Source organism: uncultured Nostoc sp. (assembly GCF_964247315.1).
In the GTDB taxonomy this organism is placed as follows: Bacteria; Cyanobacteriota; Cyanobacteriia; order Cyanobacteriales; family Nostocaceae; genus Nostoc.
The window spans coordinates 1-12874 of record NZ_CAXTTT010000090.1; the positions used below are offsets into that span (position 1 = coordinate 1).

Annotated in this window: 13 protein-coding genes; 6 read left to right on the forward strand and 7 right to left on the reverse strand. The window is 40.3% G+C overall.

From position 1 onward, the window contains the following. Nucleotides 1-533 precede the first annotated feature (533 nt). Nucleotides 534-989 carry a nuclear transport factor 2 family protein gene (locus tag ACFE93_RS23820; protein ID WP_375476875.1) on the reverse strand — a complete coding sequence of 152 codons (456 nt, stop codon included), beginning with the start codon at nucleotides 987-989 and terminating at the stop codon, nucleotides 534-536. Between the two features lie 233 nt (nucleotides 990-1222). Between ACFE93_RS23820 and ACFE93_RS23825 the strand changes: the two genes are divergently transcribed. Continuing rightward, on the forward strand, nucleotides 1223-1810 hold the full coding sequence (locus ACFE93_RS23825; RefSeq protein WP_375476877.1) for a Uma2 family endonuclease: 588 nt from the start codon (nucleotides 1223-1225) through the stop codon (nucleotides 1808-1810). On the opposite strand, the gene ACFE93_RS23830 is transcribed toward ACFE93_RS23825, so the two are convergent. The 4 genes from ACFE93_RS23830 to ACFE93_RS23845 all read right to left on the reverse strand — a co-directional run bounded on the left by ACFE93_RS23830 (nucleotide 1803) and on the right by ACFE93_RS23845 (nucleotide 5688). Further along, nucleotides 1803-3746: a hypothetical protein gene (locus ACFE93_RS23830; RefSeq protein ID WP_375476879.1), complete on the reverse strand. Its 1944-nt coding sequence runs from the start codon at nucleotides 3744-3746 to the stop codon at nucleotides 1803-1805. The two genes, ACFE93_RS23825 and ACFE93_RS23830, sit on opposite strands and share 8 nt — an antisense overlap. Nucleotides 3747-4086: 340 nt before the next feature. Beyond that, nucleotides 4087-4455, reverse strand: a complete 369-nt coding sequence (locus ACFE93_RS23835; protein WP_375476881.1) for an ExbD/TolR family protein — start codon at nucleotides 4453-4455, stop codon at nucleotides 4087-4089. 173 nt (nucleotides 4456-4628) lie between these two features. Beyond that, nucleotides 4629-5033 (reverse strand): ExbD/TolR family protein, encoded by a 405-nt coding sequence (locus tag ACFE93_RS23840; RefSeq protein WP_375476883.1) that lies wholly within the window; start codon nucleotides 5031-5033, stop codon nucleotides 4629-4631. Next, nucleotides 5020-5688 (reverse strand): MotA/TolQ/ExbB proton channel family protein, encoded by a 669-nt coding sequence (locus ACFE93_RS23845; RefSeq protein ID WP_375476885.1) that lies wholly within the window; start codon nucleotides 5686-5688, stop codon nucleotides 5020-5022. Before ACFE93_RS23845 ends, ACFE93_RS23840 begins: the two co-directional genes overlap by 14 nt. A gap of 351 nt (nucleotides 5689-6039) precedes the next feature. On the opposite strand from ACFE93_RS23845, the gene ACFE93_RS23850 reads away from it, so the two are divergent. Next, the gene (locus ACFE93_RS23850) at nucleotides 6040-7539 is read left to right on the forward strand and encodes a TonB family protein (RefSeq protein ID WP_375476887.1); all 1500 of its coding nucleotides are present in this window, start codon (nucleotides 6040-6042) and stop codon (nucleotides 7537-7539) included. Between the two features lie 74 nt (nucleotides 7540-7613). Here ACFE93_RS23850 and ACFE93_RS23855 read toward each other — a convergent pair whose 3' ends face one another. Next, nucleotides 7614-7772 carry a hypothetical protein gene (locus tag ACFE93_RS23855; RefSeq protein WP_375476889.1) on the reverse strand — a complete coding sequence of 53 codons (159 nt, stop codon included), beginning with the start codon at nucleotides 7770-7772 and terminating at the stop codon, nucleotides 7614-7616. A 249-nt stretch (nucleotides 7773-8021) separates the two neighbouring features. Between ACFE93_RS23855 and ACFE93_RS23860 the strand changes: the two genes are divergently transcribed. Further along, nucleotides 8022-8267 carry a hypothetical protein gene (locus ACFE93_RS23860; protein ID WP_099099597.1) on the forward strand — a complete coding sequence of 82 codons (246 nt, stop codon included), beginning with the start codon at nucleotides 8022-8024 and terminating at the stop codon, nucleotides 8265-8267. 10 nt (nucleotides 8268-8277) lie between these two features. After that, complete coding sequence (locus ACFE93_RS23865; protein ID WP_375476891.1) at nucleotides 8278-9318, forward strand: hypothetical protein; 1041 nt, start codon at nucleotides 8278-8280, stop codon at nucleotides 9316-9318. A gap of 73 nt (nucleotides 9319-9391) precedes the next feature. On the opposite strand, the gene ilvA is transcribed toward ACFE93_RS23865, so the two are convergent. Further along, nucleotides 9392-10903, reverse strand: coding sequence for a threonine ammonia-lyase, biosynthetic (gene ilvA / locus ACFE93_RS23870; protein ID WP_375476893.1), 1512 nt, complete (start codon nucleotides 10901-10903; stop codon nucleotides 9392-9394). Nucleotides 10904-11307: 404 nt separating this feature from the next. On the opposite strand from ilvA, the gene ACFE93_RS23875 reads away from it, so the two are divergent. Next, on the forward strand, nucleotides 11308-11613 hold the full coding sequence (locus ACFE93_RS23875; RefSeq protein WP_375476895.1) for an RNA recognition motif domain-containing protein: 306 nt from the start codon (nucleotides 11308-11310) through the stop codon (nucleotides 11611-11613). A gap of 233 nt (nucleotides 11614-11846) precedes the next feature. Then, nucleotides 11847-12854 (forward strand): aldo/keto reductase, encoded by a 1008-nt coding sequence (locus ACFE93_RS23880; protein ID WP_375476897.1) that lies wholly within the window; start codon nucleotides 11847-11849, stop codon nucleotides 12852-12854. Nucleotides 12855-12874 lie beyond the last annotated feature (20 nt).

Consider the following 12874-nt stretch of genomic DNA (forward strand, 5'->3'; position numbering starts at 1 on the left):
TCTCACATCAAGTTATGTAAATTGATTTTTTACTGCTTGTGAGAAATCCGGGTTAACACCACAACAAAAGCAGTTTAACCAAGCACAGTCCCAACGACGTAAAATGAGTAGCTAAAGTTATAAAGAATTAAAATCTTACTTTAGACAAGTTTATATAAACAATATAGCTATATCTCTTGGCTAGGTAGTGTTTATACTTGGGAGAGAGGGTTTTTCACCCAACTGTTAGCTATTCTATGTTTATGAAAACAAACAACATTGTATGGGTGTTATGCCGCAGTGGCCCATTATCAGACATCGAAGGAGAGCGACCGCAGATGTTTGAACAGTGTAAATAAATCAAAACCGTTGACGGTGTGGAGTTTTTGTCGCTTCCTCCACTTCATTATCACCAAGGGAAGGTTAAATTCTTTATCAGAGCGGTCTGAGGTGATAAACGTCTTGTGTTTTTTACATCACAACTTAAATTTTAGGACTTCAATCTCTTTAGTTCAAAATGAATTAAGGAGATTGAAGTGTGATGACTAGTGCAGCTATCTGTTAACTGGTGTTTGTGTATCAAAATATTCACGCCAACGACTAATCTGACCATTCCTGAAATCTACAACAATTACGTCATCAGCTTTATTACGACGACCTGTCGCCTTTTCTGTATCTTCGTAGTGCCACTCTACTGCTGCCTGATTTTCTCCAATGATAATTCGCTGGATGTCTATTTTGATATCTGAATACTGTTGTTTAAAATGGATAACTTCTTCTCGAATTCTTTCTTGCCCACGCCAGCATTGACCAGGCACGATTAGTTCTCCATCAACCGTAAACAATTGTGCAAGAGCATCGACATCTTGAGCAACCCATGCATCTTTAGCTTTTTCTATTAATATCTGGATATCTTGTTGGTTCATAGACTGACTGGCAAATAAAGGTGTGCTAAAAGTTAAGCTAACAAATATAGTTCCTAACACTAGCGATTGAGATAACCAAAGCATCTAGATTTTTTACCCTCTAAAGTATCAAGCTATAGACCATTAGTAATATTTAACCAGAAGTTGTTTTGATTGCGATCGCTCTTGCAAAAAGTCATGTTTTCATTGGATGCAGAATGTCTGTAGCGTTGATGTTTATTCTACAGCCAAAACTGGCGATCGTACTCCATTATCTCCTGGCAGCGATCGCACCCCACACAGCACTACACTAGAAAGTAAGATGCTCAAAATAGCCTATGAACGCCACGACAACCACTCTACCTTCTACACTCAAATTGAAAATTGACTTGACTGATGAGCAATTTTTCCAGATGTGTCAGAAAAACCGCGATTATCGATTTGAGCGTACAGCATCAGGGGAATTATTAATTATGCCACCTACAGGTAGTGATACTGGCAACCGTAACTTTGATATGGTTGTTGAATTAGGAATCTGGAATAAACAGACTAAATTAGGCAAAGGTTTTGACTCTTCAACTGGTTTCACCCTACCCAATGGTGCAGAACGTTCTCCTGATGTTTCTTGGGTGAAAATTGAGCGATGGAATGCTTTAACCCCAGAACAACAAGAAAAATTTGCCCCTATTTGTCCTGATTTTGTAGTAGAGTTGCATTCTCGTACTGATTCCTTGAAAGAATTGCAAGAGAAAATGCAGGAGTATATCGAAAATGGTACTCAATTAGGCTGGTTAATTGACCGGAAAAACAAGCGAGTAGAAATTTATTGTCCAGGTAAAGATGTAGAGGTATTAGATAATCCTGCTAGTTTATCAGGAGAAAATGTACTACCTGGATTTGTGTTGGATTTACAGCAGATTATGTAGCTTTATGATTAGGATAAATATAGCGCATTTCAAAGCGACTTTGTTCCCAAAGTGGTATTAAAGCCTGTTTAGCAGCATTTAACTGAGCTTGTGAAAAAGATATTTTACCATTTTCTATAATCCAAAGAAATATCCGAGTAATTAAGTCTGCCTTTAAACTATTCTCATATTTACTATTATTTATTCTTGTTACTTGCCGATCTAAGCAATCTATAGCATATTTAAAAGTCAAGTTTTTCCAATCTGTGGAATTGCTATAGTTTTCTTCTGGCGTATCTTTCCACTCAACTCTCCGCAAATTTCCAAAAATATAGTCTATGCCTGTTATGGAAGAATCTGTATTACGCACTAAATTTGTATAAGCTTGGTAATATGGTTTCAATAACGAAGCTGCAATCTTGGCTACATATATATGTAGCCAAGATTGTATGTCGTGAAGATAAGGAACTAAATCTGTAACATTATCAATTTCTTTAATCGGCACACGTTCACTTCTACAATTTATTATTTTTGCTAGCAATTCAGCTTCAGATAATTGAGATTTTTCTGAGTAGTAATTAATAACTTTGGGAATATATTTATCTAATAACCACTGTTTGGTATATCTAGCTGTCCAAGTTCCTCGTACTCCAATATTTTGCTGCCATAAGCTAAACTTAGCTGTTTTAAGAGATTGTAAGTTAACATCATTTAACTCGTAAATGATGTTAGTTTTCTTACTAAATAACAAAGATAAATCCCTGTCAAATTTAGGGAAGATAAATGCATGATCGCGAATTCCTCGACTGACTCGAATAGATATATCTTCTCTATGAAATAGATGCCATTCTGACTTGCCTTTAGTATAATCAAATTCTTTCGCAAACTGCTGCATTAATTCCCATAATTCTTGGCTTACAGAAAAAAGGATAAAACCGCGAACTTCTGAGAACTTTACAAATTCAAAATCCCATGTTTCTAGAGCATTCTCAAATTCAATAATTAAATTTTGATATTCTTGACAAATTTCATCAACACACAAACACAAGTCTGTTGCTTCTATTTTTGATAAAACGACTGTTATTTGACCCAAGTTTACTGTAAAATTATTTTTATTTATCTGTTTTAAAAAACGACGACAACCCCAATTCGGTTGAGTGTGTAATCCAGTCATTAACTGACCTAAAATATCTTGATGATTTAAGTTAATTTTTAGACCTTTAAAAAGAATACTGCTGAATTCTATTTGACAATTACCTTCTCCAAAAGCTTTGGGTAAATTACAGGCGATCGCTACTTTTGGTTTCACAACAACTAAGTGATAGCCTGATCGCCTTATGAAAGGCTCAAAATCGCATTTTTCTAAAATATCCTGTAAATCTCGATTGCGTATGATTAATTTTTCTATTAAGTTATATTTAGTATATGTCAAAATACTGGCTGTATTTTTATTGATGTTTTTAACTAAATCAAAATTGAGTTTATTATAAAACTTTGAGGCGACAACATGATTTTTTAAGGTATCTATATTTAGATCAAATACTAATTCTTCTCGATTGGAATGCAAACGTTGAAAAACTTTGATTTCATATCCATTAGTGACAATAAAAAATAGTGTTTTAAAATGATTACTATAAAATTTAGCTTGCTCAATAGCCTCATTTAACTTAGTTTTTTGCGGTTCTATCGCTTCCACAAAAATCAGTGATGTATTTGTATTTTGTTTATTAACATCATCTGTTGCAAAATAAATCTGAGCAATTTCTGGTTTTTTGGCGTAGGTTGCTGATTGATATGTTTTTAAAGAGTATTCACGATGACATATCTCTGGATAGCAGAGGTAGTGGAACATTGGCAAAATAAACTTTTCTTTTACATCATCTTCATTTCGTAAAACACGATGGTCAAAACCTTGTATCCATGTAATGAATTTTTTAATTGACTCTGGAATAGTCATCAGATAATCTACCTGCTTGTATAAATTTGCTATGCCTTATTTTGTTCGTGTAATTAGCAATTTATCAAGTCAGTTTAGATTATGTCGTGATTGTAGATACTAGAATGGAAACATTCGGCTTAAACTTGACGTTGCCAAAACCTATACTAATAAAAGTTACTGCCGTTAGAATTAAACATCTGGTGAAAATCAGGTAGGCAAAATTATTTAATTGTGTATAACAATAATTTTGGGCAACGCATAATAGATTGCTGGAGATGTCTATTAGACAATAAGGAGTTAGGAGTCAGAATATAGAATTTTCCTGACTCTTTGAACTTCTGATGCCCAATATATCTATTTATTCTCTTTGGGTAGCGATCGCTAATTTAGCTCCTGCAACCTGACGTACCCGATCCATCACCGCCACTACCCGGCCATAATCAACTTTTTCATCAGCATTAATAATCACTAATACTTCTGGGTTAGAACCAACTAAAGTCCGTACTTGCGCTGTTAAATCATCAACTGCAATTGGTTTACGGTTCAGGCTTACCTGTTCTTTTTCATCTACCGTAATAGTAATTTTAGTAGGAACTTGCTGTTGTTTAGCTGTGGCGGCCTTCGGTAAATTTACTGGCAAACCTTCTGAACGTGTTAAAAACAGAGTTGACATAATGAAAAATGTCAAAATTGCAAAAATCACGTCATTCACACTAATAATAGTCATTAGACAAGAAAGAGCTTACAGTTAAGAGCCAGAATATAGAGTTTCCGTTAATTCTGGCTGCTAGTGTTGTTAAAATGGTTGGTAAATTTGAAGCAAGCGATTTTAATCGATGGAAAGATGTTAGCCTGGGTCAAAACATCTTGAAGTATTGAGATAAACAGTATTTATACTTGTTATCTTTGGGTAGCGATCGCCAACCTTGCTCCCTTCACCTGACGTACTTGATCCATTATCCCCACTATCTCACCGTGCAAAACTTTTTGATCGGCATTAATAATCACCAATGTATCTGCGTTAGAACCAACTAAAGTCCGCACTCGTGCTGCTAAATCATTTACTGCTATTGGATCGCGGTTTAGACTTACCTGACCTTTTTCATCTACCGTGATGGTAACTTTAGTGGGAATTTGCTGTTCCTTCGCCGTGGCTGCCTTCGGTAGATTTACTGGCAACCCTTCCGACCGTGTTAAAAACAGCGTTGACATAATAAAAAATGTCAAAAGGGCAAACATTACATCAATCAGAGGTACTACATTTATAAATGGTGCTAAATCTGGTTCATTATCATCTAGATCCATAAGACTTCTCCTGTTGTTCGTGGCGATTGAGTTGGTCATAGCGATCGAGGAACAGTATTTCTAGCTGTCCGCCATACTCTTGAATCATTGTTATCTGTCGCTGGTATAGTCCCCGGAAGATGCTGGCTCCTAAAAGCACAAAGATAGCCACAATCAATCCTGAGGCGGTAGCAACTAAAGCTTCACTAATACCAGCAGTGACTGCACCAGTTTTAGTAGCTCCGACATCACCAACATTCAGTCCAGCAAATGAACGAATTAATCCTAAAATTGTGCCGAGAAGTCCCAACAGAGGCGCTAAACCGATAATGGTATCAAATACAGGTTGAAATCGCTTGAGCATAGGTATTTCTGCTTGCGCCTCGCTTTTCAAAGCCAAACGAAATTTTTCTGGAGTCGGTCTTTCTAGCTGTAGTCCAGCCAGAAAAATACGTGCTATAGGTAAATCTACATTTTTTTGCAGCTTATCCACAGCACTAACGACATTATCAAGTCGATAAAGATTTAAAACCTCTCGCACCACTCGGTTTTGACGCTTACCAATCTGTATCCAAAACTTCGCCCGCTCAATCATCAGTGCCCCTGCCAACACCGAAAACACCAGCAGGGGCAACATGACCACACCGCCTGCTTCAAACAAATTTTGAATTCCCATGTAGTGCCTCTAAACGTCATCAACAATACAAAATCAGACTACCAGAATCAAGCTAAAAAAAATGAAACTTTTTCTCAATAGAGTTTAAGATATAATGATACTTTTTTCAAAGAGACTTATCATTATTTTTATTTAATCTTTTTTATTTTTACATAAATTAATTTAATCAATACATTACACAAAAATTAATTTTATCTATAAATCGTCATAATCAACAGTATTTTTCAAAGATATTTTGATTATTAAATATGCTGTTTATAACACTGCCCAAAATAATTTTAGTTTTTTACTTGATATTTGCAACCATGCATTCTAATATGACTAAATTAGTGAGAATAGGTAGCAATAGCTATGAGCTTTTCCGGCACTACTGTCGAGCAACGTTCCAAAGAAGTTGAGGCTCTCAAGTCTTTTCTGACTTACAGTCTAATAGGTTCACTGGCGCTGCATATCGGCGTACTGTCCTCAGGCATAGGTAATTATTTGACGAGAGTGCCCACGGGAGAAGAAGAACCAATAGAGGTGGCGATCATAGATTCTCCGACTGCAGAACCAGAAAAACCACTTGAAAAAATTACAGAAGAACCCAAAAAAGAACCAGAAATTGTTCAAAAACAGCCTAGAGAAATTCCACCAGTACAAAAACCAGTACAAGAATTGATTGAAAGACCAAAAATTCAGCCAGCTGAACAACAACCAAAACAAACTACTCGAATTCAGCCAGTTGAACAACAACCAAAACAAACTACTCAAAACCCACAACCAACAAATAGGGAAATTGCTCCCAAGCCAGAAGCCCCTGTGAAAACTGTTGCTCCTCAGAGCGGTGGTGGCGGCGGTGGCGGCGGCGGTGGTAGTCCAGTTCTGACAGATAACTCTGGTAGCTCTGGCTCAGGTGTTGCTTTAAGTACAGGTAGAGGTACAGGAATTGGCTCTGGCTCTGGCAGTGGTACAGGTTCAGGAATTGGTTCTGGCTCTGGCAGTGGTACAGGTTCAGGAATTGGTTCTGGCTCTGGTAGTGGTACAGGTTCAGGAATTGGCTCTGGCTCTGGCAGTGGTATAGGTAATGGAGTAGGAAACCGTCCGACAGTAGCAACAGCGCCAACAGCGCCAACACCTCCAAAAATTAACAGTTCAGGTAATAGTAATGGTAAGGTAGCTTGCCACAAATGTGATTTTAAGTATCCAGCGTCATTACGAGGGCAAAAAGTTGAAGGCAGCCCACGGGTAGAAGTTGATTTAGATGAACAAGGTAATGCCACTAATGTGCGTCTTACTCGCTCCAGTGGGAACTCCACTTTGGATGAAGACACCATGAGACAAGCGCGTGAAGTCAAAGTAAGTGGTGGCAGAAAAAAAGTGACAATTATCCCTAACTACGTCCTAGATGGTTCTCGCCGTCAGCAAGAAGTCCGAGAACGCGAAAGAAAAAGACAAGAACGGGACAGAAACGAACAGGTAGCAGCATCATCCAACTCTAATTCAACAGAGGGAACTTCAAGACGCAGGCGACGAGAGTTGACACCACCATCTAATGAAGCTACAGCCACAATACCAGCAGAATCTCGATTGAATCAACGGCCGCAACCTCAAAGACGAGAAACTATTACCGCAGGCTCATCATCTGAAGCGAGAATAAATCGCACTCAAGGAAGTGCCAGAGATTCTCTACGCCGTATCCGGCGTGAACGAGCAGCTACCGATTCATCACAACAGCCACAAGCAACCACAAATCGGCGGCGGCGAGGAGAAAACACTAGCCAGAACAAGTTGCGCGAGTCTTTGCGCCGTTTACGCCCACAACCTCAATCCCAACCAGCTGCACCGCCTGCTGCTCCCAGTCAGCAGTAGAGCGACAAAACTTACTAGAATCATACTTTGATTAGCGATGATCGCCGCCTCCTGTTTTAGGAGGCGGTTGTTTTTTAGATAGAAATGGCTTCATTAACCATTGCCCATCTAGCATGAGGAAGAGGGGTTAGGAGTGCCGTAATTTTATGATGGGCGATTAGATCGGCTGGCGATCGCTTGATTTGCCAGTCAATAGTAGTGGAAGTAAATAATTCTGCACTTTCCCCTACCAACTTTTCTGATGAGGGCCATGTAAATCGCTGCGTCTAAAGAATGATAGTAGTGTTTGCCGATCGCCAATTATATGCTGAGATATATAGTCAATGGCTAACTTTCAATTTGCTCATCTGCACTTTACGCTAGGCGTCAGATTCACTGATTTCAATAAAACTTCTACATAAACACACACTGATGCGGTTTGATTTGCTTGAATAGCTATATTGATATGACATTGATCCGACGGCAATTCACAATTCCTGATTATGGCAAGTAAATTCATTGATGTTAGGGAATATACTGTCAGGGCGCACAAAAGACAGATTCATACTCGTGTTTTCCAGTTTGTCTGTAAAGAGTGTAACGATCTGACAAAGCGCGAGACTTTCGGCCCTCGACCTTTATATTGTGAGAGATGTCGCCCTCCCCAACCGCCTAAGAAATCCCAGCCAGCATCTCACAAAGCAAAACCCAGAGCAATGTCTTATAAAAGTGATATCGATTTAAATTGATTAAAACCCTATGACTCAAAATGGACAATTAGAACCGCCTCCAGAAACCTTTTTCTCACCACTATTGGAATTACGAGACTATTATGCTCGCCTGACAGAAGAGTATGAACGCCTCTTTGTGCAGGCGCGATCGCAGCTCGATCATGTAGAAGCGTTGTTGTCTAACTGGTCTTTTTCTGATGCCAACAAGCAGATATCAAGATTAACGACGGCTGATGAAACCTCAAATCTTTCTCCAGAAGGTTCTCTGCGGTTTTTATCACCCCTTGATGACATTGAGGAAATCAACTTGGTGGAGTCTTTAGAGTCAGTACAAAAAGACTCAGATCGAGTTGAGATAAATAATTCCTTTTCTGCTGCTGTTGATACAAAAGAAAGTCAATCTCTAACGACATCAACAGATCCAAAGACCGCCCCAGAGAACAACGATAGTTCAATGAAGGTAGTGGAAATTCCGATGCTACCTCAGTATCAGCACGCTATCTCGCGAATGGAAGCCATAAAACAGCTATTGCAAGAACAGATAGGTACTGTTTGTCATATCGATTTTATCGTGCGATCGCTCTATGGAGAGTTAGATTCCCATCTATTCAAAGTAGTTAAAGGTAGGGTGCAATCTTCCCTCACCCAAGGCAGAGAAAGGAATTACTGGGTAACTATTCCCGATGAGCCAGGTTGTTATACTTTGGATTTAAGTTTGGTAGCTCCAAGTAATCGTAATGGTGCTTCTAGGAGTACCAAAAACAAAAATAAGAAACCTTTCGTTTTGCCGACAAAAACAGTACCGATGCTCAAAGCCTTTGAGGGTCAATTCTTAATTGATGCCCTCACCTCTCTATTGGAAGAAAATCCAGGTAAAGTTTTCAGCGTTGCTGAAGTGATCGCCGGAATTTATGGAGAACTAGATTCTCAGCAAATTAGAGAGATCAAAAATAAGGTGCTGAATGAACTATCTAGAGGCTATCGGACAGGTAGATTCGCTAGGGTTCCTAATCAAATCGGCTTCTATACTTGGGATTCAAATCTGATATTGAAGGGGAGTTCTCGTTAAATTGGGGATTGGGCATGGGGCATGGGGCATTGGACATTATTATACTGCACCTCTGCCTTTCCCCGCTCCCCGCCTATCCCAAAAACAGCTTGTATGCCGGATTCTTATTCTCATCCCAATAGCGATAGCCCAGACGATCGAGAAAAGCTTGCCAATCTTTCATCTCGTAGGGGGGAACCTGGATACCAACAACGATTCGCCCGTAGTCTGCCCCGTTGTTGCGGTAGTGAAAAAGACTAATATTCCAGTCGGGACTCATGGAAGTAACAAACTTCATCAATGCGCCGGGACGTTCGGGAAACTCAAAACGGTAGAGCAATTCATTGTTAGCTAGGGGAGAGTGTCCACCCACCATGTGCCGCAGATGTAGTTTAGTTAGCTCGTCGTCCGTTAAATCAAGGGTTTCAAATCCATGAGCTTCAAAGGTTTCTAGCATTTTGACAGCATCGGCACGGTTTTGAATTTGCACGCCGACAAAAATATGGGCTGTTTTTTCGTCAGCAATGCGATAATTAAACTCGGTCAGATTACGGTTGCCAATACATTCACAAAACTGGCGAATACTTCCCCGTTGCTCTGGAATTGTGACTGCAAAAATTGCTTCGCGGCGTTCGCCCAACTCTGCGCGTTCTGCTACAAAGCGGAGGCGATCGAAATTCATGTTTGCACCACAGGCGACAGCTATTAAGGTTTGTCCCTCGATTTGTTCTCGTTCGGCGTAGGCTTTGGCAGCTGCAATCGCTAATGCACCAGCTGGTTCTAAAATGGATCGCGTATCCTCAAATACGTCTTTAATCGCAGCACAAGTATCATCTGTACCCACCAAAATAATTTCATCTACATACTGCTGACATAAACGGAAGGTTTCTTCACCTACTTCCCGCACCGCCACGCCATCAGCAAATAACCCTACTTGGGACAAGCGCACCCGATGTCCGGCTTTGAGTGATTGAGACATGGCATCAGCATCAACTGGTTCAACACCAATAATCTTGATTTCGGGACGCAACCGTTTTACATAAGCCCCAATCCCAGAAATTAATCCGCCGCCGCCAATTGCCGCAAAAATTGCATGGATGGGTTGCTGATATTGTCGTAAAATTTCCATCCCGATTGTTCCCTGTCCAGCAATTACATGGGGATCGTCAAAGGGATGAATAAAAGTCAATCCTTTTTTTACTTCTAATTCACGCGCATAGCTATAAGCATCATCATAAGTGTTTCCATATAACACCACTGCTCCGCCCCTCATTCTCACCGCATCTACCTTCACTTGAGGTGTGGTTACTGGCATGACGATAATCGCTCTAGTTCCCAACCGTTGGGCTGCAAGGGCGACTCCCTGAGCATGGTTCCCCGCAGACGCGGCAATTACACCCTGCGCCAATATATCTGCTGGCAGTTGCACCATTTTGTTATAAGCACCCCGCAGTTTAAAGGAAAATACTGACTGCATATCCTCACGTTTCAGCAGGAGTTGATTATTCAGCCGCGCAGACAAATTTGGAGCAGACTCCAGTGGTGTTTCCTGGGCAACATCATATACACGGGCAGTTAGGATTTGGATGAGGTAGTCGCAAAACATGGGCGTGAAGCTGTTAGCAAATGCTGGATGGAAGTTAATTTTACGTTACAAGCGATCGCACTGCTTTTATTGAATTGTTCATCTCTGGAAATTTTGATTGAATAAAATTTAAAAATTACTAATTAATATTCTTTGAAAAGAAATAAATTCAGTTATGGAAATTTTTTGAGCGCTGCAAATTTTATGCGATCGCTGGTAGGTTGATTTGAAACGAGTGTTGCCAACTATTCGAGTATTTAGATCGACAGATTAAGTATAGTGTTACTTAAGAACATAACTTCTCCATTTATGTTAAAGTATGCGTGGAAGATGAAATTCGGCTGTACAGTTTGTTTTTATATATACTTGTATTACAGACCTCTCCGGATCTAAATCTCTACATCCTCTGATTCTGGAGACATTCTATGTCAATTTACGTCGGTAATCTATCTTATGAGGTTAAAGAAGATGACCTCCGGCAAGTCTTTGCAGAATACGGAACTGTAAAAAATGTTCAATTACCTATCGACCGAGAAACAGGTCGGATGAGAGGTTTCGGCTTTGTGGAATTAGAATCAGATGCACAAGAGCAAGCGGCGATTGATGCCCTTGATAACGCTGAATGGATGGGTCGAAGCTTAAAAGTTAATAAAGCCAAGCCCAAAACAGATGGCGGTTCCTCTGGTGGTAGACGAGGAAGCTATGGTGGTGGTGGTGGTGGCCGTTATTAAAGACTAAAACCAAAAATTTAACTCTAAGGTTTTAAGGGCAGACTCCTTGTCTGCCTTTTTTGTGCTTCGGTTAAACGAAGAAAGGTAGAGAGAAAAATTATTTTCTACAACCTCGTGCCTCCGACCTCCGACTTCCTGCCTCCTGCCCCCTACCCCCTGCCTTTCTTTGATGAATGATTTCGGACTGCTATATATGCCTGATAATTAATAAGGCAATCTACAAATAGCTAAAGATGCAGACTCTCCAAAAACTCTCACTCCCAAGCATGGGCTGCGGCACTTGGGCTTGGGGCAACCAACTGCTTTGGGGATATGACGAAAGTATGGATGAGCAGTTGCAAGCCGTCTTTAACCTTTGTGTAAGCAACGGTGTAACTTTATTTGATACAGGTGATTCTTACGGAACTGGGAGATTGAATGGTCGCAGTGAGTCACTTTTGGGACGATTCAACCGAGAATATCTAGGTTCAGGCAAAGAAAATATTTGTATTGCCACTAAGCTTGCTGCTTACCCGTGGAGATGGACGCGTCAATCAATGGTAAAGGCTTGCCAGTCATCTGCCCAACGCCTGGGAAAAAATGTTGACTTGGTACAGATGCATTGGTCAACAGCAAACTATGCTCCTTGGCAAGAAGAAGGACTTTTAGATGGTCTTGCCGATTTGTATGAGCAAAGACTGGTCAAGGGAGTGGGATTATCCAATTATGGGCCGAAACGGCTTCAGCGAGTGCAGAAAAAATTCGCCCAACGAGGTGTTCCGATTACAACTCTGCAAGTTCAATATTCTCTGTTGTCTACATATCCTGTGACTCAACTCCAGCTCAAAGACGTTTGTGATGAGTTGGACATTAAATTGATTGCTTACAGCCCTCTAGCTTTGGGACTACTGACAGGAAAATACTCTGAGCAAGGCCCTTTGCCTAAAGGCATTCGAGGTCTGTTATTTAAGCAAATGTTATCAGGAATGCGTAGAGGCAAAGCGGCTTCTGCTGGCAAATCGCTTTTGGAATGTTTGCGAGAGATGGCACAGTTCAGAAACAAAACTATGTCACAGGTAGCAATTAATTGGTGCATCTGTAAAGGAACTATTCCCATCCCCGGAGCAAAGAGCGTGGAACAAGCGAGGGAGAATCTTGGGGCGTTGGGTTGGCAATTAGACGCTGGTGAGATTGCAGAGTTGGATAAGGCGGCGGCGAATACAGACAAAAAAATGGTACAAAATATCTTTCAAACCAAGTGATTCAAGGTCGCTGAATTAGA